This window comes from uncultured Hyphomicrobium sp. (assembly GCF_902826555.1).
Taxonomy (GTDB): domain Bacteria; phylum Pseudomonadota; class Alphaproteobacteria; order Rhizobiales; family Hyphomicrobiaceae; genus Hyphomicrobium_C.
The window spans coordinates 1-21,610 of the sequence record NZ_CADEFI010000023.1; the positions used below are offsets into that span (position 1 = coordinate 1).

Here is a 21,610-nt window from a genome sequence, read left to right on the forward strand (position 1 = left end):
CCTCGACTTCACCGCTAACGGCGTCTCCGGAACCGAGGACTTCGAGGATCTGCACATCTACGCCCTCGGCGGCGCGATCTTCTTCTAGGCTGGGGGATGTAAGGGAGCATTTGGCTGCTTGTCCTCCTCCGGAGGTTGCCGGGTGCTCCCTTACTTTTTCGCCGATGCGTTTGGCCGAACGGCACTACTGGAGGGCAGCGTTTTCCCAATCGCGCGGCCCTCTTTTTATTTGCAACAGGGCCCTCGGGCCCGAGGCAATCGCATCGCGCGCACACACGCACACTTGTTGAGCGCGCCGTCCGCAAAGGAAGCCTGAATGACGCACCTCGAGCAAAACCACAACGTTCTCATCGCCGCGCGCAACCTCACCTCGCAGCAGAAGCGAATCCTGTTCCTTCTCGCCCTCGGGCATCAGAACAAGGTGATCGGCGCCGCACTCGGTCTGACCGAAAGCTCGATCAAGTCCCATATGACTCAGATCCTGCACGCACTCTCCTGCTCGAACCGAACGCAGGCCGCACTCGTCGCGTTGTGCCTCCAGCATCAGCTCAAGATCGACGATATTGTCGGGCGCCGCCGCGTGCTCACCGACGAGAGCATTCCGACCGACCACCAGCTGGATGCGGAGTTTCTCGGCGGACCCGCGCCGCGCCGGAAGATCGGCTACCCGTACGGTAACGGCGCGTCGACCTGCTGAGCCCACGCGGGCCCTAGCGCGGCGGCTTTGCCGTCCGCGCTACCCTCGCTTTCTCTCATGAAAAGACGCGCTATTGCGCGGGAGCCGTGCCGAAGGCCGGATGGCGTACCTTGTCGCCAGGCTTCAACCCCATGCGCTCGGCTGCACCACCGGCGATTTCGAGCACCGCCGTCACTGGCCCTTCGGAGGCGATGACCCGCTCCGACAAAGGCTCGGTGCGTGCTTCGATGCGATGGACGGTGCCGTCGGCGCGGATGAACACCATATCGAGCGGGATGTAGGTATTGCGCATCCACATGGTGAGCTCGGTGGGCTGCTTATGCGGGAACAGCATACCTTTGGTTTCCGGCAAACTGGTCCGGTACATGAGGCCGTAGGCCTGCTTCTCCGGCGTTGCCGCGACCTCGACGTCGAGGGCATGGACGCCGCTGGCGGTGACGAGCTCCAGGCGTTCCTCCTGGGCGGCCTTGCTTGCTGCGGCCGACGATTCGGCGAGGGCCGCGTCGGAGCGGACCACAGCTCCCGTCAGGGCTGCCGAAAAATGCAGAAGGGCCACCCCAACGGCAGCCCTCCTCGAATAGCGTACATCCCGCATCGGTACATCCCTATCGATCGCTGCCCGACATCATCACGGACGCCGGCGCCGATCAATGGACACGTCAGTGGGGCGACGTGATGCCCGTGGTCGAGCCGTCCGGCTTCAGCTCAGCGGCCATGCAACCCTTTGAGCCCATGCCCCAGCGAACCTGGACCATCTGACCGGGGCGCAGCTCGGTGAAGCCGAAGCGGCGCAGCGTTTCCATGTGGACGAAGATGTCTGGCGTGCCCTCGCCCTTGGTCAGGAAGCCGAAACCGCGCACCCTGTTGAACCACTTGACGATCACGCGCTCCCAGTCGCTCTCTGGTTGTACGTGGACGTGTGTCCTTTGGGGCAGGAGCGAGGGGTGGATCGCGGTCGATTCGTCCATGGAGAGGATGCGGAAGGCCTGCATGCCCTTCGGACGGCGAAGGACCTGGCAGTGGATGCGGGCCCCTTCGTAGGCGGTCTGATAGCCGCCGGCCCGGAGGCACGTGACGTGCAGCAGCACATCGGCAAGACCATTGTCGGGAACGATGAATCCGTATCCCTTCGCGACGTCAAACCACTTAATGATTCCAGCGATCTCGAAGACCTCGAGACCACCCTCTTCCAGGCGCTCGAGCTCGCCTTCAGCCAATACTCCGCCGCCCGGAAACTCCGGAGGTAGCTTGGAATCCCCCATCGTATTTTACCCCGCCTTACTTGGCCGATATTCACGGCCTACGTTGAACTTATACGTCACTTCGACAGCGGTGCGGCCTCTGCCCTCTACATCGACCGCGTGCATGTCTTCCGCAACGATCCGAAGAATACCACCTCAAGTGATCGAGGCTAGCCCCCGGCCCCCGGACGAGACTTCTCGGGCGCATCGGCGCAAGGCATGTCCACATGAGTGCTGGTTTCTAAATCACTGAGTTCGTTTACCATTTATTAGTATTCCAATGCTGCGGAAATTTTCTTCTATGCTCCCGGAACAGATGAACCGAACCTGTTGTCAACTGGGCTTTTGCGGGTCCGAGCACCCCTCCGGCCCAGGGGGTGATTCGCTCTCGCGAAGCCCCGTGACCAGGGCATTCGGCTCCGATCCGGAGGCGAATTGATGGCTCGCCGACGGTGCCCCTCCGGGCTGGGGATAACTCGATGGAAATGGAATAAGATTGAAATCCGAGCGATCCCGCCAACTTGGAGAAGTCCGCTGCCGATGTTCTGCCTGTGTTCTTCGTGTCTATTCTGCAACAATAGGGTGGCGAGATGAGATTCCTCCATTCCATGGTCCGCGTTCGCGACCTCGAGGCGAGCCTCGCCTTCTACACGGGACTGCTCGGTCTGGTTGAAATCCGGCGGGTCGAAAATCGGGCGGGGCGCTTCACGCTAGTCTTCCTGGCGGCGCCGTTGGATCAGGCGCGTGCGGCCGACGAGTGGGCGCCTCTCCTCGAGCTCACCTACAATTGGGATCCCGAGGATTACGGCTCGGCCCGCAATTTCGGGCACCTGGCGTTCGAGGTGGACGATATCTATGCGACATGCGCGAAGCTCGCGGCAGGCGGAGTGACGATCCTGCGCCCGCCGCGAGATGGACGTATGGCGTTCATCCGCTCGCCAGACCAGATCTCCATCGAGCTGCTGCAGAAGGGGGCATCGCTCGCACAAGCAGAGCCTTGGGCCTCCATGCCAAACACGGGCACTTGGTAGACGTGGCGCTTGGTAAAGTTGCGCGTTCGGTCCCTAAAAAAGCAAAGGCTGGCGCTGCACATGCTGCTCTGCAAGAAAACGTTCCCCTGGTTGGCTGTGGCGCAACAATTTTTCTCTATTGTTGTCGATATGGAATGACATCCTATTCTTATTTCTCAGATCCCCTTTATTTAAGAACGCCATTTCATTAGGTTCCGGGGGATCGGAGGATTTCATGACCAAGGCAAATGTTCGGGCACGCGCCGGTCGCTCGGCCGGGGCGGAGGCGGTGCATTCTGAGCCCGCGGCCGGCGAAGAGCTTGCGCGACAGCTCGACCAGACGCTTTCCGAGCTCGACAGTCTGGAAAAGCGTCTTTTGGCGATTGCCGACGCAATTCCGGGGCGGGTCACTTTTTCTACCAGCCTCGGTCTTGAGGACCAGGCCGTCCTGCATGGAATCGCCGCGACCGAGCGCACCTTCGACGTGTTCACGCTCGATACCGGACGGCACTTCCCCGAGACGCTCGAGACACTGGACGCAAGCGAACTGCGCTACGGCCTCAAAGTGCGCGTTGTCTTTCCGGATGCCGCGGACGTTGAGCTGCTGGTCGCCCGCGACGGCATCATGGGCTTCCGCCAATCCATCGAGGCGCGGAAAGCCTGCTGCGAAGTGCGCAAGGTGCGTCCCCTGAACAAGGCGCTCGCAGGGGCCGCCGGCTGGATCACGGGCCTCAGGCGCGACCAGTCGTCCGGGCGCGCGCACGTCCCCTTTGCGACGTGGGATGGCGAGCATCAGCTCGTAAAGCTCAACCCCATCGCCGACTGGAGCCTTGAAAAGCTCGAGGCCTACATCGAAGAGCATGCCGTTCCAGTGAACCCACTGCATGCACGCGGCTTCCCTTCCATCGGCTGCCAGCCGTGCACGCGTGCGATCCGCCCCGGTGAGGACATCCGCGCCGGCCGCTGGTGGTGGGAGAACGAGGACGGAAAAGAATGCGGGCTGCACAATCGCCCGAAGCCGAAAGAAGCACACGCATGACGCAAGCGATATCGCATCTCGACCTGCTTGAAGCGGAGAGCATTCACATCTTCCGCGAGGCGGCCGCACAGTTCCGCAAGCCGGTGCTGCTCTACTCGATCGGCAAGGATTCCACGGTGCTTCTGCATCTGGCGCGCAAAGCGTTCTGGCCGGGCAAGCTGCCGTTCCCGCTGCTCCATATCGACACGCGGTGGAAGTTCCGCGACATGATCGAGTTTCGCGACAAGACGGCGCGCGATTTCGATCTCGACCTCATCGTGCACACGAACGAGGACGGCGCGGCGAAGGGCATCAACCCGATCGACTATGCTCCGTCGGTCTATACCGACGTCATGAAGACGGTGCCGCTCAAGCAAGCCCTCGACAAATACGCGTTCGACGCCGCCTTTGGCGGAGCGCGCCGCGACGAGGAGGCGAGCCGCGCCAAGGAGCGCGTGTTCTCGTTCCGCGCCGAAGGACATCGCTGGGATCCACGCCGGCAACGGCCTGAGATGTGGCGGCTGCTTAACGGCCGGCTCGGTGCCGGCGAAACGGTGCGTGTGTTCCCGCTCTCCAACTGGACCGAGCGCGACGTGTGGCGCTACATCCTGCGCGAAAAGCTCGACGTGGTGCCGCTCTATTTCGCGGCCGAGCGCCCGACGATCATTCGCAATGGCCAGCTTCTGATGAAGGACGACGACCGCCTGACGCTCAAGCCGGGCGAAGAGCTCGTCAACCGGCGCGTGCGGTTCCGCACCCTCGGCTGCTATCCGCTGACCGCCGCCGTCGAATCCGACGCCGCCGACATCGAGAGCGTGGTGGCCGAAACGCTCGGCGCGCGCACCTCGGAGCGGCAGGGGCGTCTCATCGACCACGACCAGGCCGGCGCCATGGAGAAGAAGAAGCAGGAAGGGTATTTCTAATGACCGCGCACTCCAATGCCCTTCCGAAGTCGAAGGCCAAGGCGGCCAAAGCACCTCTCAAGGTCGTCTCCGACGAAACGTCCACCGCATCGTCGACCGCGGTCGATCTCTCGAAGATCGCGCCCGAGCTTTCCGGCATGCTGCGCATCCTCACGTGCGGATCGGTCGACGACGGCAAGTCGACGCTGATCGGCCGCCTGTTGTGGGATGCAACCGATCTCTACGACGATCAGCGCGAGACGATCGAGCGCGGCAAGAAGGTGGACGGCGGAAATCCGGATTTCAGCCTGCTCATGGACGGCCTCGTCGCCGAGCGCGAGCAGGGCATCACCATCGACATCGCGTGGCGCTACTTCGACACGGCGACGCGCCGCTTCGTGGTCATCGACAGCCCGGGGCACGAGCAATACACGCGCAACATGGCGTCGGGCGCGTCTCACGCGGACGTCGCCATCCTGCTTATCGACGCGCGGCACGGCATCAAGAAGCAGACGCGCCGGCATGCCGCCATTCTCGATCTCGTGGGTGTGAAGCGCGTCATTCTCGTCGCCAACAAGATGGATCTCGTCGACTGGTCGGAATCGGCGTTCCGCAAGATCGAAGCGGATTTCGAAACCTTCTCCTGGCGCTTCGGCTTCTGGGAGGTCACATCGATTCCGGCGGCAGCCGTGTCGGGCGACAACGTCGCGCGGCGGTCCGAGACCATGCCCTGGTACACGGGGCCGACGCTGCTCGAGCATCTCGAAGCGCTGCCAAGCCGCGTCACCGAGCCTACCGGGCCCTTCCGGTTTCCGGTGCAAACGGTGCTGCGCGACAGCCGCAACGATTTCCGCGGCCTCGCTGGAACGGTGAGCGGCGGCAGCGTGCGCGTCGGCGAGACCGTGGTCGATGCGCTGTCGAAGCGCAGTGCGAAAGTGCTTCGCATTGCCACCATGAGCGGGGATCTCGAACAGGCCTCGCAGGGACAGGCGGTGGCCATTCAGCTCGACACCGACATCGACGTGGCGCGCGGGGCCGTACTCTCCAAGGCCGATGCGCGTCCGGTGACGGCGCGCGTTCTCGAAGCGCGCCTGGTGTGGCTCAGCGAGACGCCATACGATCCGCGCGGCTCGTACCTTCTGCGCACCGCAACAGATCTGACCCCCGTCTCCAACCTCAAGATCCGGGCCCTGCTCGACCTCGAAACGCTCGAGACACATCCGGCCGATGCGTGCTCGACGAACGACATCGCACTTGCCGACATCGCTCTCGGGCGGCCGGCGGCCATCGATACCTTCGGCGACGCGCCGGAGACGGGCAGCTTCATGCTGGTCGATGCGATCACGGGCGCCTCCATAGCCGGCGGCGTGGTGAGCGTGGCCAAGGCGGAGGCGGCCGCTGCGGACGAGAACACCTTCCTGCTCACGCGCTCCATGTTGGCGCGGGGTCTCAACTCGGATCTCCGCGACAAGGCGCAATCGGAAGCCGAGTTCCGCAGGCGGGCGAACGAGGTCGCCCTGATCCTCCGGGCGGCCGGCGTTAACGTCGCCATCGAGAGTGCCGACGACTACTCGATCTAGGGCTCTCAAAGGACCGATGATTCACGCTTATGGCACTCTTCGCGCCGCCGATTCACGTCGCGCCTGATAGGCGGCGCAACGATCGGGGCGACTAGAGCCTGAAGCGATCATGGTCTTGTCGCCTGCGGTGATTTCTTGATCGTCACATAAGCTCATCTCTGCTATCGGTTGGCGGCAATAACGGAAACACCGCCTACCAACATGGATGAAATCGCTCTCTACGTGATCATCGGCTTTGTGGCTCAGATGATCGACGGCGCCATCGGCATGGCCTATGGCGTGACCGCTACGTCGGTGCTGCTCAGCACCGGCGTGCCGCCCGCTACGGCGAGTGCCTGCGTGCACGCCGCCGAGACCTTCACCACGGGAGCGTCCGGTCTTGCGCACTGGAAGCTCGGCAACGTGGACCGGCAGCTCTTGTGGCGCCTTGCGCTCCCGGGCGCGATCGGCGGAGCAATCGGCGCCTATTTGCTGTCCGAGGTCAACGGCGACACGCTAAAGCCCTTCATCAGCGTCTATCTGATGCTGCTCGGTCTCGTCATCATCTGGAAGGCGCTCGCCAAGAAGCCGCTCGGGACGCCTCAATTGCGCACCGTGGCGCCGCTTGGCTTCTTCGGCGGCATACTCGATGCCATCGGCGGTGGTGGCTGGGGACCGATCGTGACCTCCACCCTGCTCGGGCAAGGCGCGACACCGCGCTATGCCATCGGCTCCGTCAACCTGGCCGAGTTCTTCGTCACGCTCGCGATCTCGACGACGTTTTTTCTCACGGTGGGCCTCGGGCTTTGGCCGATCATCACCGGGCTCATCATCGGCGGCGTGATTGCCGCTCCGTTTGCGGCGCTCGCGGCCAAGCACGTCCCAGCCAAAATGCTGATGCTCGTCGTCGGTTGCGTCGTCGTCGGCCTCAGCCTCAACACGCTCGTCAGAGCCTTGCAGTAGTCCGATGCTCGACACCTCTCTCCTTTCTCTCTGGTCACTCATCATTCCGGGCGGATTCGTGGTCGGCTTCCTGGTCGGCATGACAGGCGTCGGCGCAGGCTCGCTGATGACACCGTTCCTCATCGCGCACGTCGGCGTGCAGCCCGCGCTCGCGGTCGGGACCGATCTCCTGTTCGCCTCGATCACGAAAGCCTCTGCGGCAGCGCCTCACCACAACTTCGGGAACGTGAACTGGCGCATCGTGCGATGGCTCGCGGCGGGAAGCGTGCCGGGATCGGTCGCCATGCTGGCGCTGATCGAATGGCTGGAGCCCGACCTCGCGACGATGGCGCACGTCATCAAGAGCGCGCTCGTGGTAGCGCTGATCCTCAGCTCGGCGGCGATCCTCGTCTATCCGATGATGCTCAAGCGCAAGGCGATCAGCAGCGTCGAAGCGGGATCGGATCAGCCCGTGCGTCCGCTGCCGACGCTGCTGCTCGGACTGCTCCTCGGCTCCATCGTAACGCTGACGTCGGTGGGTGCGGGCGCTATCGGCGTCGTGGTGCTGACGCTGCTTTATCCGGCGCTCAGGACGCGGCATCTCATCGGCACCGACATCGTGCACGCGGTTCCTCTGACGCTGGTGTCGGGCCTCGGCCATCTCAGCATGGGGAACACGAACTTTACGCTGCTCGGTCTGTTGCTGGTCGGCTCTCTGCCCGGGATCGCCATCGGCTCCCGGCTGACGGGCAGGCTGCCGGACAAGCTTCTGCGAGCCGCGCTCGCCGCGATCCTCGTATTCGCCGCCTATCAGCTGTGGCTGAAGAGCTAGGCCGCGCGGCTCGCGCACCGCGCAGGCGACGTCAGACGAGCGTGATGTCGCTGTGGAAGGTGTTGCCGCCGAGGGTAGGCTTCACGACGCCGGCGCGGATGACGAAGTCACCGAACCGCTCGTCCTGCTCGCGCTCGTTGGCGTAGCGGATCAGCAGGGGCTCCAGCAATTCGAGGATGCGTGCCTTGCCGACGTCCTGCGCATAGAGCTTGTTCAACCGTGTGCCGTCGTGCGCTGCGCCGAGGTAGAGGTTGTAGAGGCCCGGCGCGCGTCCGACGAGACCGATCTCGGCAATGAAGGGGCGCCCGCAGCCGTTGGGGCAACCGGTCATGCGGATGACGATGTCGTCGTTCCTCAACCCCGCCTTGTCGAGCGAGCTCTCGATGGCCGTGATCAGCTCGGGCAGGAAGCGCTCGCTTTCCGCCAACGCGAGACCGCAAGTGGGAAGCGCGACGCAGGCAATCGAGTTGCGGCGCAAGCCCGAGGACGTGGCGATGCTCACGCCATGCTGCTTGAGGAGCGCCTCGATCTTCGCCTTCTGCTTGGTGGCGACATTGCAGATGATGAGGTTCTGATTTCCGGTGACGGCAAACGTGACGCCGCCCGCCTTGGCAATCTCGCGCAGCGCCGTGCGCAGATGGAAATCCGGAACGTCCTTGATGCGGCCGCTGTCGATGTAGAGACCCAAGTGCCATTTCTTGTCAGGGCCCTGACGCCAGCCCAGCGGGTCGCCCATGGTCGTGAACTTGAATGGCCTCGCCTCGCCGAGCTTGTAGCCGAGGCGGCTCTCGACCTCGGCGCGGAACTTGTCGAGACCGAAGCGCTCTATGGTGTACTTGAGGCGCGCGTTGGCGCGGTTCTCGCGGTTGCCCCAATCGCGCTGCACGAGCATGACCTTCTCGGCGACATCGATCGCCTGCTCGGGCGTGCAGAAGCCCATCACGTCGGCCGTGCGCGGGAAGGTGGCGGTGTCGCCATGCGTCATGCCCATGCCGCCGCCAACGGACACGTTCCAGCCCTGGAGCGCGCCCTTGGCATCCGTGATGGCGATGAAGCCCAGGTCATGGGCGAACACGTCGCCGTCGTTCACCGGCGGAACGGCGATGACGATCTTGAATTTGCGCGGCAGGTAATGGCGGCCATAGAGGGGCTCGGTATCGGGTGCGGCCGGGCGCGTCTTGTCCTCGACCTTCTCGCCCTCGAGCCAGATCTCGTGATAGGCGCTGGTCTTCGGCAAAAGATGATCGCTCACCTTGCGGGCGAAATCGCCGGCAGCGGCGTGGACCGGAGAGAAGAACGGGTTGGCCGCGACCATGACGTTGCGGTTGACGTCGCCGCAGGCTGCGATGGTGTCGAGGCAGGCACCGTTGATGGCCTGCATGGTGCGGCGCAGGTTCGACTTGATGACGCCGTGATACTGGAACGTGGCGCGCGTGGTGAGACGCAGCGTGCCGTTGGCGTACGTGCCGGCGATGTCGTCGAGCTTCAGCCATTGATCCGGCGAGACGATACCGCCGGGCAGCCGCAAGCGGATCATGAAGCTATAGGCTTTCTCCAGCTTCTTCTTCGCCCGCTCGCCGCGCACGTCACGGTGGTCCTGCATGTAGGAGCCGTGAAACTTGATCAGCTGCGTGTCGTCCTCGGCGATGGCGCCGGTCTCGACGTGCGACAGGCCATCGACGATGGTGCCGCGCAGATAGTGGCTGTCCTCTTTCAGGAACTCGTTCTTGGCGCGTTTGTCGGTCATGGGGTTCTCAGTCATCGGCATGTGGCGGGTCGGCGATCGGGGGTTCGGCGCGGTATGCCGTGCGCCTATTGCCGATCGCCTCGTGCCGTCTAGTAAACGTCGCGTTGGTAGCGGTTGGCCTTGGCAAGCTCCTTGAGCTTCGCTCGGCCGACCTCTTCGTCGCCTTTGGCGGCCTCGGCGAGGATCTTGACGAGGGTCGTGTCAACGTCCTTGGCCATGCCCTTCTCGTCGCCGCACACGTAGATGTGCGCGCCGTCGTCGAGCCATTTCAGAAGCTCCTCCCGGCGCTCCCACAGGCGGTGCTGGACATAGATCTTCTCCGGCTGATCGCGCGAGAAGGCAACGTCGATGCGCGTGAGCGCGCCCGAAGCGAGGTGATCCTGCCATTCGAGCTGATAGAGGAAATCGTTCGAGAAGTTACGCTCGCCGAAGAAAAGCCAGCTCTTGCCCTTGTCACCGTTCTCGGAGCGCTCCTCGATGAAGCCGCGGTAGGGCGCGACGCCGGTGCCGGCGCCGATCATGATGATCGGGCGGTCGCCGTCGGCGGGAAGCGCGTAGTGTTTGTTGGGCTTCACGTAGATACGCGCCTTGGTGCCCACCTTGCAGCGGTCGGCAAGATAGGTCGAGGTGACGCCGTTGCGGGACCGCCCATGTGACGTCCAACGCACCGCACCGACGAGAAGATGGGCTTCGCCGGGATGAGCCTTGAGGCTCGACGCGACCGAATAGAGGCGGCCCGGCAGCGGACGGAGCAGCTTCACGAACTGGTCTGAAGTGAGCTTCTCCGGAAACGCTTCGAAGAGATCGACCAACTGGCGGTCGGCGGCGAAGCGGGCGAGCTCGCCCTCCTCCAAGAGCTTGGCCACGTCCTTGCGGCCGGTGAGCTTGGCGTAGCCGTCGACAAGCGGACGGGAGAGGGTGGTGATGTCGAAGCCGTGAATAAGCTTGAGCTTCAGGGCGGCGTCGCTCGCGAGACCAACCGCTTTCAGCAGGTCCTCAGCGAGACCGGGATCGTTCTCGGGATAAAGGCCGATGGCGTCGCCGGGCTTGTAGACGAAGCCTTCCTCCGCGATGGCAAATTCCACGTGCCAGGTTTCGCGCGAGGATCCGGTGCCATTCAAGTTGATCAGGGCCGAGATCTCGGCTTCGACCGGATTCTCGGCGGTGAAGCGCGGCTCATCGTCGTCATCGGCGGCGGGCGCGCTTTTGAAATCGACATGCACGACCGTTGTCGCCTGCTGCGTGTCCGCGGGCGCGATCACCTCGAGCGCTTTGTCGGTCCATGCCGCCGCGGCTTTCTGGAAATCGAGATCGAGATCCTGGCGGTCGGCAACGCGCGTGCCGCCGAGGGCTTCGAGACGGGCGTCGATCTGACGGCCCGTCTGGCAGAAGTTGACGTAGGCCGTATCGCCCAGCGCGAGCACGGCGAAGCGTACGCCCTCGAAACGCGGCGCGTCGTCGGCCATCAGCGCCTTGTGGAAATCGGCGGCGCGCTGCGGCGGGTCGCCCTCACCCCACGTCGAGATGTAGACGATGAGGTTCTTCGCTTTGGCGATGACGGAGAGATCGGCATCCGCCATGTCGACGACCTTGGCGTCGAAGTTCAGCTTGGCGGCGAGCTTCTTGGCCTTCAGGGCCAAGGTCTCGGTGTTTCCGGATTCGCTGCCGTAGAGAATAGTGAGCGGCTGGCGCGGGCGTGGTGCCTGGGGAGCCGGGGCGATCGCGGCTCCGGCGAGCTGACCTTGTGCGGCGTCGAGACCGGCGAGGAAGCCAGACAGCCAACTGCGCTGCAGGGGTGTCGAGCGCTGAACGAGTTGGTTCAGCACATCGATATCCTCCGCCGTAAACGGCGCATTCTTCGGCAAAAACGGCACCGCGGTCACCCCGCTCCTCCTCAACTTCCCTCTGGGCTCACCGGGCGCTTCACGCCACGGGGCCAACTACTTACCAGTCTTTGGTAAAGTTCGCCCTACGCCAATGGTCCGGCGCCCTTTGCCGGGCTTACACCAACGTAGAATAATTTTCCATTGCTTTAAGGTCGCTCCATGTCGATCGCAAATTTATTCCGGCTTGCCGCGTCAGAATAGACTACCATTGCGGACAACATTCCAAAATCGCGCCCTCGCCTCCACGCGGACCGGCCGAGGTGGATGGTCGCCTCCGTCAACGGTGTCGGACGGCTGCATTCTCCTACTCAACCGAGTTCGCACCCGCAATGCGCCGCAGCGTCCGCTCTTGCGCTGCTCGCCGCCGTCACACGAAGTCGTGACGCACTGTTACTTCTCCGGAAAAGCCGACTGTGGTTACCTCAGGGCATGGGGGATCGCGCTTGACAAGCTCGGCACGATCCGCAGATTGGGGCGGTCAAAAAAGACTGACTGCCTCAAGGGGGCCCTCGGCGGGGCGCTCTTCACGGAAAGCAGCTCACCGAGACCCTAAGGAGGATTATATCATGAAGACCTGGACCAAGCCCGCAGTGCGCGAAGACAACGTCGGCCTCGAGGTTACCTCGTATCTGCCGGCCGAGATCGACCTCATCTAATCGATCCGTTCGCGAAACGCCTTGGAAACCTTGGGCGTTTGAGCAGTTTTGGCGCGGCGGTCGAAACTTCGACCGCCGTCGCTGTTTCAGCCTCCGGGAGCCTCCTTCGACGGCCTCCGGCTTGGGCTCTTCGTCATAATGTCCGCGGCGCCGCTTTCGGCGAGGCACGCCGCTTCAAAGCGAAATTATCATGCTGATCAGGATCCTGGGGGCAGCTGCTGGCGGCGGCTTTCCTCAGTGGAACTGCAACTGTCGCAATTGCGCCGATGTCAGAGCGGGGAAGCCAGGCTTCCGCGCCCGGACGCAATGCTCCCTTGCCGTCTCTGCCAACGGTACGGATTGGGTGCTGCTGAATACGGCTCCCGACCTGCGCCAGCAGATCAACGACACGCCAGAACTCGGCGCACGACGCGACGGCGGTTTGCGCAACAGCCCGATCAAGGCGGCGGTGCTGACCGGCGGCGACGTTGATTTCATCGCCGGTCTCCTCGACCTGCGCGAGCTGCAGCCCTTCGCGGTTTACGGCTCGACGCGCGTTTTGGCGACGCTTGCCGCAAACTCCGTCTTCAACGTGCTCGATGCGTCCGTTGTGCCGCGGCGCGCGCTGCCGCTCGGATCGCCCATCGCCATCGAGGGCGCAGAGGGCGACACCGGTCTCGTGGTCGAAGCCTTCGCCGTGCCGGGCAAGATCGCGCTTTACCTGGAAAGCGGCGCCGCGACCGAAAACTACGGCAGCCGCGAGGGCGATGCCATTGGGCTCAAGGTGTCGGCACCGGCGACCGGCAAGAGCTTCTTCTACGTTCCGGGCTGCGCGGTGGTCGACGAGGAGCTCGCCGCTCGTCTCAAAGGCGCGCCGCTCGTCTTCTTCGATGGTACGCTCTACACGGACGACGAAATGATCCGGCAGGGCCTCATGAAGAAGACCGGCCAGCGCATGGGACACATCAGCATCTCGGGGTCCGCGGGCTCCATCGCCGCGTTCGAGCCGCTGCGTGTCGCCCGCAAAGTCTATGTTCACATCAACAATTCCAACCCGGTGCTGGATGACAACTCACCCGAGCGCCGCGCAACGGAAGCCGCCGGCTGGGAGGTCGGCACCGACGGAATGGAGATCTGCCTATGAGCGAGCGCCGTACACAGAGTGATACGCAAGCGCTTTGGAGCCCCGACGAGTTCGAGGCCGCCATCCAGGCGGTCGGTGCCGAGCGCTATCACGACAAGCATCCGTTCCATAAGCTTCTGCACGGCGGCAAGCTCAGCAAGGGGCAAGTGGCCGCCTGGGCGCTCAACCGCTACTGCTACCAGTCGGCGGTGCCGCGCAAGGATGCCGCCCTCGTCAGCCGCGTTTTCGACCGGCAGCTTCGCCGGGACTGGATCCACCGCGTGCTCGAGCACGACGGGGCGGGCGACGATCCCGGTGGCATCGAGCGCTGGCTGGTGCTCACGGACGGGCTCGGTCTCGATCGCGATTACGTGCAGAGCATGAGCGGAGCTTTGCCGGCCACGCGCTTTGCCGTCGAAGCCTACGTGCGTTTCGTGCGAGATGAACCGCTCGTTGTCGCCGTCGCCTCATCGCTGACCGAGCTGTTTGCGCCCAAAATTCACAAGGAGCGCATCTCCGGCATGCTGGAGAACTATGATTTCATCGACGACACGGTGATGGCGTACTTCAAGAAGCGCCTCGTGCAGGCTCCCTTCGACGCCGACTACGCCTTGAACTACATTAAAGCGCACGCCAAGACGCGGGCCGAGCAGGAAGCCTGCGTCGATGCAGTGCGCTTCAAGTGCAACGTGCTTTGGGCCCAGCTCGATGCGCTGCACCATGCCTATGTGACGCCGGGTTGGATTCCTCCCGGCGCGTTCGACCCGGAGACGCTCAAAAATGTCTGAGACGTCCGAGCCACCGCGTAGCGCACCCACCCGGCTGATCGTCGCCGGGGAGACGGTTCTTGCGATACCCAGGCACATCAAGCTTCGGCACGACCCGGGGCGCGGGCGCTGGATCATTCTGGCGCCGGAGCGCGTGTTCAACCCCGACGAGACGGCGGTTGAGGTGCTCAAGCTCCTCGACGGACAACGTTCCGTGAATGCCATCGCGGAAACCTTGTCTCAGACCTACCAGGCCCCACTTGACGTTGTGACAAACGACATTTTGGCCATGCTTCAGGACCTGACCGACAAGGGCGTCCTGGTGAAGGCCTAGACAGGAGCGACCATGAACGAGATCGCACCGACCCACGTCACGGAAACGGCGATGCCCGCTTGCGCGCGCACGGCGGACGGGAAGCCGATCGCCGATCCGGGTCCGGACCCAGCGCTCTGCGCGCGGGCGCCGATCGGCATGCTCTGCGAGCTTACGCACCGCTGCCCACTGCAGTGTCCGTACTGCTCGAACCCGGTGGAGCTCGAACGGGCCAACACCGAGCTCACCACCGCGGAGTGGCAGGATGTCATGCGCCAGGCGGCGCGTCTCGGCGTGCTGCAGATCCATCTCTCGGGCGGCGAGCCCACGGCTCGAAAGGACCTCGAGGACATCGTCAAGGTGGCGGCTGAGGTCGGTCTCTACACGAACCTCATCACGGCCGGCGTAACGCTGACGCGCGAGCGCCTGACGAAGCTGGTCGAGGTCGGGCTCGATCACGTCCAGCTCTCGGTGCAGGACGTCGACGCCGAGAACGCCGACCGCATCGCAGCCTATAAAGGCGGCATGGCGAAAAAGATCCAGGTCGCGGGCTGGGTGCGCGAGGCCGGACTGCCGCTGACCATCAATTGCCCCATCCATCGCCAGAACATTCACAACGTGCCGCGCATGATTGACTTTGCGGTCGAAATGGGCGCGGGGCGTGTTGAGATCGCGCACGTTCAATACTACGCATGGGCGCTCATGAACCGTGCCGCCCTGATGCCGACCAAGGAAGCGTTCCTGGTCGCGGCCAAGCAAGTGGAAGAGGCGCGCGAGAAGTACAAGGGCGTGATCGTCATCGACGCCATCGTGCCGGACTATTACGCGAAGTTCCCGAAACCCTGCATGGGCGGCTGGGCACGCGGCATCGTCAACATCACGCCGTCGGGGCGCGTGCTGCCCTGCCACGCGGCGGAATCGATCAAGACGCTGAAGTTCGACAACATCAAAGATAAGCCGTTGGCGGACATCTGGCTGAGTGGTGAGGCGTTCGAGGCCTACCGGGGCACGAGCTGGATGAAGGAGCCCTGCCGGAGTTGCCCCCGTAAGGAAGTCGACTACGGTGGATGCCGGTGCCAGGCCTTCGCGCTCACCGGGGACGCCGCAAATACGGACCCGGCGTGCTCCCTCTCGCCGTTACATGCCCAATGGCAGGCGGTTGCCGAGGTCGAAAGCCATAGCGAGCCGCCGGAATTCACGTTCCGGCGTGTGGGCGGTGCAGCAAAGAAGCCCGAAACGCATAACGTGTCTTGAGCGGAACCTAGCGGTCAAGTACAGCTTTGAAATGGGCCGGGTGCGGCATCGTGTTCACACCCGGTTCAGGCAAAAATTGCCAGTATGCGACGCCTGTCAGGAGGTTCGGGAGACCGAGCGGCAGGTCTAGGTTCGAAAAGACTTCGGAGGATTCGGAAGATGCTCAAGTGGGTTCTGGCGGCTGCCGCCATCGCGGCCGCGCCCTTCACTGCGTCGGCGCAGGACGTCGAGGCCGGCGCTGCCGTCTTCAAGAAATGCGCGGCTTGCCATCAGGTCGGCGCTGACGCCAAGAACGGCCTCGGCCCGTCTCTCAATTGCGTCGCCGGCAAGCCGGCTGGCCATCACGAAGGTTTCGCTTACTCGGAAGCCGTGAAGAACTCGGGCATCACCTGGACCGACGACAACCTGCTCCACTGGATGGAGAAGGATGATGCCGTCATCAAGGGCAACAAGATGATCTTCCCGGCCGGCGTCAAGAACGAGGACGACCGCAAGAACCTGCTGGCTTACATCAAGTCGCAGTGCAAAGAGTAAGCTCTCAAGGCTTGCATTAATTGGAACGCCGCGGATGCATCATCCGCGGCGTCTTTCATTTCTCAACCTCGAAAGGCACGACGTCCGCTGCGTCGACACGCGCAAGCCAATGGGCGAGACCGTGACCGGCGACCTCGAGATCGGGTGCGATTTCCATCAGCGGCACGAGCACGAACGCGCGCTCGACGATGCGCGGATGCGGCAACGTGAGGCCCGGCTCGTTCAGGATCACACCACGGTATGCCAGCACGTCGACGTCGATGATGCGCGGCCCCCAGCGCTCACGCCGCACGCGCTTCATCTCCTGCTCGACGCCGAGGCAGCGCGCGAGAAGCTCGTGCGGCGTGAGATCCGTCGTGACGGCGATGCAGGCGTTCGCGAACCAATCCTGATCCAGTACGCCCCACGGGGCCGTGCGGTAGACGCGCGAGGTTTGCACGAGGCGAACGTCACCCCCCTCCGTCAGCAAGGCAACGGCACGGGCGATGTTGGCGGCCTTGTCGCCGATATTCGAGCCGAGCCCGATCAGCGCGTCGTAGGCAGGGCGAGGCGCCCCGTCAGTCATACTTAATATATGCGAAGCGCTGATCGCCGGCCGGCGTGCCTTCAAGGGCGTTGTCCTCGAGGCCCGGCTGCCAATGCACGACGTCCTCAATCTTCTTCGCCAGCGTCAGGTCCTTGCCGGTGATGCCTTTGGCGGAATGTGTCACAAGCCGGACCTCCACCCAGGCATAGGACGCCGTGATATCCGGGTGATGCCACGCCGCCTCGGCAAGATGGCCCACGGTGTTGATCACCATCAGCGTGCCTTTCCAGCCCGACGTCTTGTATGTGCGGCGGATCCACCCGTCTTCCAGGCGCCAATGGGGCAGGTTCTCGGCCAGCCATGCCGTGACCTCGGCGTCAGAAAGTGGCTTCTCGCGGGGGCTGCTCATATTGCTCTCTCCTCGCCTTTCGTAGACAAATACGCCTACATCCTTGCGTCTGGGCGGACCCTAATGCCCGGCCCCATCCGACGCAATCGGCGAACACATCTCCAAGGACGCACCTCGAACGATGCTAGATGCTCCCCCGGTCAAAGGCTGTCGCGTGTCCGCGCCCGCGCGTCTGCACCTGGGCTTCCTCGATCTCAACGGCAGCCTCGGGCGCCGGTACGGATCGATCGGTCTCGCGCTCGACGCGCCGAGCACCGATGTCCATGTCGCGCGCGCGGCGGCGACTTCCGCCTCCGGACCCGAGCAGGACCGCGTGCGGCAGGTCGTGGAGCGCTGCCGGGCCGCGCTCGGACTCGCGGGCCACTACCGTGTCGAGGTCAGCCGCGCCATTCCCCCCCATGCCGGGCTCGGATCGGGGACACAGCTTGCGCTCGCCGTCGGGCTGGCGCTGATGCGGCTCGAGGGCCTGTCGCTGACGGCGCAGCAGATCGGCGACTTGGCGGGACGCGGGGCGCGCTCGGCGATCGGGATGGCGGCTTTCGAGAACGGCGGGTTCATCGTCGACGGCGGGCGGGGAGCGCTCGACCAGCCGCCACCGGTGCTGATCCAGATGCCCTTCCCCGAGGCCTGGCGCGTGCTGCTGGTGCTCGACACAAGAGCACAAGGCGCGCACGGAGACCGTGAGACACAGGCGTTCGCGGCGTTGCCGCCGTTCCCCGACGCTCTCGCCGACCGGCTCTGCCGCCTTGTTCTGATGCAGCTCGTGCCCGGCCTCAAGGAAGCGGATCTGGCGACCTTCGGCGCCGCGTTAACCCAAATCCAGGGCATCGTCGGCGGCCATTTTGCTGCAGCGCAAGGGGGCAGCCCCTGGACCTCGCCCGCCGTCGGCGAACTCCTGAACCGCGCCGGCACGCTCGGCGCGACCGGGATCGGGCAGACCTCGTGGGGGCCCACGGGGTTCGCTTTCACCCCCTCCCCCGATGTGGCAGACCGCCTCTATCATTCTTTAGTCGAAGACGCTAAAGCGAGGGGCCTTCAAATCGCGATCGTTCGGGGACGCAACGCCGGCGCGACGCTCGTGACCGACTGAAGGCGCCGGAACTCAACATCCAAGAGCGGCAATGCCACACGTGAACGGGAGACGACCCAATGAGTGAAGCCACGCCGATACTGCACATGCTTTCGCCGCAGAAGCATATGAGCCCGTTCGACGTGAATATGGCTGCAGACGCTGGCTACAAGGTCATCGTCCCTTACATCAACGTGACGCTCGACGAGACGACGGCGCTGGTGCAGGACGCGATCTTCTCGCGTCCGCCGGACTACGGCGTTCGCACGGGCGTCTTCATCGGCGGCAAGGACGCGATCCTCGCCCTCGATATGATGGAAGCCGCGCGCAAGGCCATGGTGCCGCCGTTCCAGCTGTCGGTGGTTGCCGATCCCGCGGGCTCGTTCACGACGGCGGCCGCGATGGTGGCGTGCGTCGAGAGAGTTCTGAAGTTCAAGTTCGGCCGCGGCTGGAAGGGCACCAGGGTCGCCGTGTTCGGCGCCACCGGCGTCGTAGGCTTCGCCTCGTCGATCATCACGGCGCTTGAAGGCGCGCAGGTGCGGCTCGTCGCGCATCGCGGCGTCGATCGGGTCATCAAGTCGGCTGCCGTCTCGAAAGAGCGCTTCGGCGTCGATCTCGAAGCCGTCGCGGGCGAGACCGATGATCAGAAGCGCGAGATCATCGAGAACGCCGAGGTCATCTTCGCCGCGGCCGCCGCCGGCGTGCAGGTGATCTCGAAGGAGCAGAAGGAGTTCGCCAAGAACCTGCTCGTGGTTGCGGACGTCAATGCCGTGCCGCCTCCGGGCGTCGAGGGCATGGAGCTGTTCATGGACGGCGAACCGCTGCCGGGCTGCAACGCGCTCGGCGTCGGCCCGCTCGCCATCGGCGACGTCAAGTACAAGACCGAGTCCGGTCTCTTCAAGCAGATGATCGCATCGAAGGAGCCGCTGTCGCTCGATTTCCGTCACGCTTTCGCGCTGGCACGCCAGCTCGTTTCTTGACGGGCGAAGCGGTCCTCATTGCCGCCTTCTCCGCGCGGGCGCTCGCAGCGTCCGCGCGGCGGGCCGGCTACAGGCCGCTGGTCGTCGACTGCTTCGGCGATAGCGACACGGTCGCGCTTGCGGAAGCCTCCCGATGCCTGCCGGCGCGGGTTCAGGTGGGCTTCACGTTCCGCCCTCTCCTGGCGGCGCTCGAAGAGCTTGCGTCCGCCTCCCCCTCGCCTCCGGTCGGCCTCGTGCTCGGGGCGGGCTTCGAGTGCAATCCGCGCCTCGTGGCCACGCTCGGCGAACGCTTCACGCTGATCGGCAACGATGCGGAGACCATCCGGCGGGTCAAGGATCCGCAGCAGTTCTTCTCCGTGCTCGACGACATCGGGATCCCGCATCCGGAGACGCGGCTCGACGCGCCGGAAGATACTGCCGGATGGCTCATGAAGCGCATCGGCGGCAGTGGCGGATTACATATTCACACGTGCCCCGCGAAGCCGCGGCCCGACAAGCGGCGCTATTTTCAACGGCGCACCGCGGGCGAGCCGATCTCGCTGATGGGGCTGGTCTCGGAAAAGAGCGCGGCCTTTGCCGCCAGCCGCCAGTGGGTGAGCCCGTTGGCCCGCCGCGCGTTCCGCTACGGCGGCGCGGCAGGGTCGCTGCCGCTCGACGAGGATCTGGAAGCACGCCTCATCGACATGAGCCTCGCCGTATCGGACGCGCTCAAGCTTTGCGGTATCGTTTCGTTCGACTTTCTGGTCAACGACGGCGAGCCGTCGCTGCTGGAGGTGAACCCGCGGCCGGGGGCGACGCTCGACGTGTTCGACGACAAAGCCGGCACCCTTTTCAAGGCTCATGTGGAAGCTGCGCGCGGCGGCGATCCTGCCGCGCTGTTGGCCTCCGACTGGCATCCCCCCATTGCCCGCGCCGCCGCCTTCCTCTACGCAGACCGGGGCCCGTTCACGGCCGGCGCCGTCAACTGGCCGGACTGGTCAGCCGATCGCCCGCGCCCCGGCAGCAGCATCGGCGCGGGACAGCCGGTGGCGACGGTGATGGCCGAGGGCGACGACATCGACGTGGTGCAGGACACCTGCGTTCGGCGCTTGGGGGCGCTCGAGACTTTGCTGTATGACACTTCAAACGAACAAGGAGCTCGACTATGAGCAGCACTCAAGCCTTCGCGCCGAGCGTCAACGCGCGCGCGGCAAAACTGGTCGATGATCTGGCGGCGAATGCGCAGGCGCTCCGCTGCTCCGTGAAGACGGGAGCGGCCGGCGAGCGGTGCATCGATCTCGGCGCGGGAGTGCCGGGCGGGCTCGAGGCGGGACGCAGGCTCGGCGAGATCTGCATGGGCGGGCTCGGCACGGTGACGCTCACCTCCTCGTCGGGGCTCGAGCGGTGGCCGCTCGGCGTCGTCGTGCATTCTTCCAATCCGGTCGTCGCCTGCCTCGGAAGCCAGTACGCGGGTTGGACCATCAGCGATGACGCCGGCTTTTTCGCGCTCGGCTCAGGACCGGCACGCGCACTCTCGCGCGTCGAAGAACTCTACAAGGAGCTCGGCTACACCGATCACCACAACAAAGGCGCGCTGGTGATCGAGGGCGATAACGCGCCGCCGCCCCACGTCGCGACCAAGGTTGCGCAAGCGTGCGGCATCAATCCCAGCGATCTGACCGTGCTCTTCGCCCCGACCGGCAGCCTCGCCGGTACGGTGCAGATCGCCGCGCGCGTGCTCGAGGTGGCGCTGCACAAGGCCCATTCCCTCCACTTCGATCTCAACAACATCATCGACGGGTACGGCGTGGCGCCGATCGCGCCGCCGATCCCGGATTTCGTCCGCGCCATGGGGCGGACCAACGACGCCATCATCTACGGCGGACGTATCCAGCTGTTCGTGCGCGGCGGCGATGCGGAAGCGGAAAAGCTCGCTCAATCGCTGCCGTCCAACACCTGTTCGATCTACGGCAAACCGTTCGCGGAGATTTTCGCGTCCGTGGGCGGGGACTTCTACAAGATCGACGCCTCGCTGTTCAGCCCTGCCGTCGTGACGGTCTCGAACCTCGATACCGGCTCGTCCTTCCACGCCGGCAAGCTCGCGGCCGATATCGTCGACGCAAGCTTCAGGTAATGGGGTGCGCTTTGCCTCTCTCCTGCCGGGAGAGGCGAAAAGGCCCGCGTTGG

The 21,610-nt window shown here is 64.4% G+C and carries 23 protein-coding genes; 17 read left to right on the forward strand and 6 right to left on the reverse strand.

What is annotated here, in order from left to right; genetic code table 11:
* Window positions 1–316: 316 nt before the first annotated feature.
* Window positions 317–697: a LuxR C-terminal-related transcriptional regulator gene (locus tag QZV93_RS10960; RefSeq protein WP_295558404.1), complete on the forward strand. Its 381-nt coding sequence runs from the start codon at window positions 317–319 to the stop codon at window positions 695–697.
* 70 nt (window positions 698–767) lie between these two features.
* On the opposite strand, the gene QZV93_RS10965 is transcribed toward QZV93_RS10960, so the two are convergent.
* Window positions 768–1,253 carry a DUF192 domain-containing protein gene (locus QZV93_RS10965; protein ID WP_295558405.1) on the reverse strand — a complete coding sequence of 162 codons (486 nt, stop codon included), beginning with the start codon at window positions 1,251–1,253 and terminating at the stop codon, window positions 768–770.
* Between the two features lie 103 nt (window positions 1,254–1,356).
* Window positions 1,357–1,959 (reverse strand): cold-shock protein, encoded by a 603-nt coding sequence (locus QZV93_RS10970; protein ID WP_295558407.1) that lies wholly within the window; start codon window positions 1,957–1,959, stop codon window positions 1,357–1,359.
* Window positions 1,960–2,528: 569 nt separating this feature from the next.
* Here QZV93_RS10970 and QZV93_RS10975 point away from each other — a divergent pair.
* The 6 genes from QZV93_RS10975 (at window position 2,529) to QZV93_RS11000 (ending at window position 8,201) form a co-directional block, all read left to right on the forward strand.
* Window positions 2,529–2,969 carry a VOC family protein gene (locus QZV93_RS10975; RefSeq protein ID WP_295558409.1) on the forward strand — a complete coding sequence of 147 codons (441 nt, stop codon included), beginning with the start codon at window positions 2,529–2,531 and terminating at the stop codon, window positions 2,967–2,969.
* 214 nt (window positions 2,970–3,183) lie between these two features.
* Window positions 3,184–3,987, forward strand: a complete 804-nt coding sequence (locus tag QZV93_RS10980; RefSeq protein WP_295558410.1) for a phosphoadenylyl-sulfate reductase — start codon at window positions 3,184–3,186, stop codon at window positions 3,985–3,987.
* Window positions 3,984–4,889: a sulfate adenylyltransferase subunit CysD gene (gene cysD / locus QZV93_RS10985; protein ID WP_295558411.1), complete on the forward strand. Its 906-nt coding sequence runs from the start codon at window positions 3,984–3,986 to the stop codon at window positions 4,887–4,889. Before QZV93_RS10980 ends, cysD begins: the two co-directional genes overlap by 4 nt.
* The gene (locus QZV93_RS10990; protein WP_295558413.1) at window positions 4,889–6,448 is read left to right on the forward strand and encodes a GTP-binding protein; all 1,560 of its coding nucleotides are present in this window, start codon (window positions 4,889–4,891) and stop codon (window positions 6,446–6,448) included. Before cysD ends, QZV93_RS10990 begins: the two co-directional genes overlap by 1 nt.
* 201 nt (window positions 6,449–6,649) lie before the next feature.
* Complete coding sequence (locus tag QZV93_RS10995; protein ID WP_295558414.1) at window positions 6,650–7,390, forward strand: sulfite exporter TauE/SafE family protein; 741 nt, start codon at window positions 6,650–6,652, stop codon at window positions 7,388–7,390.
* 4 nt (window positions 7,391–7,394) lie between these two features.
* A complete protein-coding gene (locus QZV93_RS11000; protein WP_295558416.1) occupies window positions 7,395–8,201 on the forward strand; it encodes a sulfite exporter TauE/SafE family protein in 807 nt (268 codons plus the stop codon).
* A gap of 31 nt (window positions 8,202–8,232) precedes the next feature.
* Here QZV93_RS11000 and QZV93_RS11005 read toward each other — a convergent pair whose 3' ends face one another.
* Window positions 8,233–9,948: an NADPH-dependent assimilatory sulfite reductase hemoprotein subunit gene (locus QZV93_RS11005; RefSeq protein WP_295558417.1), complete on the reverse strand. Its 1,716-nt coding sequence runs from the start codon at window positions 9,946–9,948 to the stop codon at window positions 8,233–8,235.
* A gap of 89 nt (window positions 9,949–10,037) precedes the next feature.
* A complete protein-coding gene (locus QZV93_RS11010) occupies window positions 10,038–11,831 on the reverse strand; it encodes a flavodoxin domain-containing protein (RefSeq protein ID WP_295558419.1) in 1,794 nt (597 codons plus the stop codon).
* Window positions 11,832–12,400: 569 nt separating this feature from the next.
* On the opposite strand from QZV93_RS11010, the gene pqqA reads away from it, so the two are divergent.
* The 6 genes from pqqA (at window position 12,401) to QZV93_RS11040 (ending at window position 16,460) form a co-directional block, all read left to right on the forward strand.
* Entirely contained in the window at window positions 12,401–12,490 is a 90-nt protein-coding gene (pqqA, locus tag QZV93_RS11015; protein WP_295558420.1) for a pyrroloquinoline quinone precursor peptide PqqA, read from the forward strand.
* Between the two features lie 190 nt (window positions 12,491–12,680).
* On the forward strand, window positions 12,681–13,613 hold the full coding sequence (gene pqqB / locus QZV93_RS11020; RefSeq protein ID WP_295558422.1) for a pyrroloquinoline quinone biosynthesis protein PqqB: 933 nt from the start codon (window positions 12,681–12,683) through the stop codon (window positions 13,611–13,613).
* Entirely contained in the window at window positions 13,610–14,380 is a 771-nt protein-coding gene (pqqC, locus tag QZV93_RS11025; protein WP_295558424.1) for a pyrroloquinoline-quinone synthase PqqC, read from the forward strand. Before pqqB ends, pqqC begins: the two co-directional genes overlap by 4 nt.
* The gene (gene pqqD / locus QZV93_RS11030) at window positions 14,373–14,693 is read left to right on the forward strand and encodes a pyrroloquinoline quinone biosynthesis peptide chaperone PqqD (protein WP_295558426.1); all 321 of its coding nucleotides are present in this window, start codon (window positions 14,373–14,375) and stop codon (window positions 14,691–14,693) included. Before pqqC ends, pqqD begins: the two co-directional genes overlap by 8 nt.
* Window positions 14,694–14,705: 12 nt before the next feature.
* Complete coding sequence (gene pqqE, locus QZV93_RS11035; RefSeq protein ID WP_295558428.1) at window positions 14,706–15,926, forward strand: pyrroloquinoline quinone biosynthesis protein PqqE; 1,221 nt, start codon at window positions 14,706–14,708, stop codon at window positions 15,924–15,926.
* A gap of 159 nt (window positions 15,927–16,085) precedes the next feature.
* A complete protein-coding gene (locus tag QZV93_RS11040) occupies window positions 16,086–16,460 on the forward strand; it encodes a cytochrome c family protein (RefSeq protein ID WP_295558429.1) in 375 nt (124 codons plus the stop codon).
* Between the two features lie 55 nt (window positions 16,461–16,515).
* Here QZV93_RS11040 and folK read toward each other — a convergent pair whose 3' ends face one another.
* Window positions 16,516–17,025, reverse strand: coding sequence for a 2-amino-4-hydroxy-6-hydroxymethyldihydropteridine diphosphokinase (folK, locus tag QZV93_RS11045; protein WP_295558430.1), 510 nt, complete (start codon window positions 17,023–17,025; stop codon window positions 16,516–16,518).
* The gene (locus tag QZV93_RS11050) at window positions 17,018–17,395 is read right to left on the reverse strand and encodes a 4a-hydroxytetrahydrobiopterin dehydratase (RefSeq protein ID WP_295558432.1); all 378 of its coding nucleotides are present in this window, start codon (window positions 17,393–17,395) and stop codon (window positions 17,018–17,020) included. The genes folK and QZV93_RS11050 overlap by 8 nt, the downstream gene beginning before the upstream one ends.
* Window positions 17,396–17,516: 121 nt before the next feature.
* On the opposite strand from QZV93_RS11050, the gene QZV93_RS11055 reads away from it, so the two are divergent.
* The 4 genes from QZV93_RS11055 to mch are packed head-to-tail and all read left to right on the forward strand — an operon-like array spanning window position 17,517 to window position 21,557.
* Entirely contained in the window at window positions 17,517–18,485 is a 969-nt protein-coding gene (locus tag QZV93_RS11055) for a beta-ribofuranosylaminobenzene 5'-phosphate synthase family protein (RefSeq protein WP_295558434.1), read from the forward strand.
* Window positions 18,486–18,544: 59 nt separating this feature from the next.
* The gene (locus tag QZV93_RS11060) at window positions 18,545–19,444 is read left to right on the forward strand and encodes an NAD(P)-dependent methylenetetrahydromethanopterin dehydrogenase (protein WP_295558436.1); all 900 of its coding nucleotides are present in this window, start codon (window positions 18,545–18,547) and stop codon (window positions 19,442–19,444) included.
* On the forward strand, window positions 19,441–20,592 hold the full coding sequence (locus tag QZV93_RS11065) for an ATP-grasp domain-containing protein (RefSeq protein WP_295558438.1): 1,152 nt from the start codon (window positions 19,441–19,443) through the stop codon (window positions 20,590–20,592). The genes QZV93_RS11060 and QZV93_RS11065 overlap by 4 nt, the downstream gene beginning before the upstream one ends.
* Window positions 20,589–21,557: a methenyltetrahydromethanopterin cyclohydrolase gene (gene mch, locus QZV93_RS11070; RefSeq protein ID WP_295558440.1), complete on the forward strand. Its 969-nt coding sequence runs from the start codon at window positions 20,589–20,591 to the stop codon at window positions 21,555–21,557. Before QZV93_RS11065 ends, mch begins: the two co-directional genes overlap by 4 nt.
* The last annotated feature ends 53 nt before the right edge of the window (window positions 21,558–21,610 follow it).

Coding starts and splice junctions, on each gene's coding strand:
- pqqD (WP_295558426.1), top strand. CDS start 14,373: ATGTCTGAGACGTCCGAGCCACCGCGTAGCGCACCCACCCGGCTGATC.
- QZV93_RS10990 (WP_295558413.1), top strand. CDS start 4,889: ATGACCGCGCACTCCAATGCCCTTCCGAAGTCGAAGGCCAAGGCGGCC.
- QZV93_RS11005 (WP_295558417.1), bottom strand. CDS start 9,948: ATGACCGACAAACGCGCCAAGAACGAGTTCCTGAAAGAGGACAGCCAC.
- pqqA (WP_295558420.1), top strand. CDS start 12,401: ATGAAGACCTGGACCAAGCCCGCAGTGCGCGAAGACAACGTCGGCCTC.
- pqqE (WP_295558428.1), top strand. CDS start 14,706: ATGAACGAGATCGCACCGACCCACGTCACGGAAACGGCGATGCCCGCT.
- QZV93_RS10995 (WP_295558414.1), top strand. CDS start 6,650: ATGGATGAAATCGCTCTCTACGTGATCATCGGCTTTGTGGCTCAGATG.
- QZV93_RS11000 (WP_295558416.1), top strand. CDS start 7,395: ATGCTCGACACCTCTCTCCTTTCTCTCTGGTCACTCATCATTCCGGGC.
- pqqB (WP_295558422.1), top strand. CDS start 12,681: ATGCTGATCAGGATCCTGGGGGCAGCTGCTGGCGGCGGCTTTCCTCAG.
- QZV93_RS10975 (WP_295558409.1), top strand. CDS start 2,529: ATGAGATTCCTCCATTCCATGGTCCGCGTTCGCGACCTCGAGGCGAGC.
- folK (WP_295558430.1), bottom strand. CDS start 17,025: ATGACTGACGGGGCGCCTCGCCCTGCCTACGACGCGCTGATCGGGCTC.
- QZV93_RS10970 (WP_295558407.1), bottom strand. CDS start 1,959: ATGGGGGATTCCAAGCTACCTCCGGAGTTTCCGGGCGGCGGAGTATTG.
- QZV93_RS10980 (WP_295558410.1), top strand. CDS start 3,184: ATGACCAAGGCAAATGTTCGGGCACGCGCCGGTCGCTCGGCCGGGGCG.
- cysD (WP_295558411.1), top strand. CDS start 3,984: ATGACGCAAGCGATATCGCATCTCGACCTGCTTGAAGCGGAGAGCATT.
- QZV93_RS10960 (WP_295558404.1), top strand. CDS start 317: ATGACGCACCTCGAGCAAAACCACAACGTTCTCATCGCCGCGCGCAAC.
- mch (WP_295558440.1), top strand. CDS start 20,589: ATGAGCAGCACTCAAGCCTTCGCGCCGAGCGTCAACGCGCGCGCGGCA.
- QZV93_RS11040 (WP_295558429.1), top strand. CDS start 16,086: ATGCTCAAGTGGGTTCTGGCGGCTGCCGCCATCGCGGCCGCGCCCTTC.
- QZV93_RS11055 (WP_295558434.1), top strand. CDS start 17,517: ATGCTAGATGCTCCCCCGGTCAAAGGCTGTCGCGTGTCCGCGCCCGCG.
- pqqC (WP_295558424.1), top strand. CDS start 13,610: ATGAGCGAGCGCCGTACACAGAGTGATACGCAAGCGCTTTGGAGCCCC.
- QZV93_RS11050 (WP_295558432.1), bottom strand. CDS start 17,395: ATGAGCAGCCCCCGCGAGAAGCCACTTTCTGACGCCGAGGTCACGGCA.
- QZV93_RS11060 (WP_295558436.1), top strand. CDS start 18,545: ATGAGTGAAGCCACGCCGATACTGCACATGCTTTCGCCGCAGAAGCAT.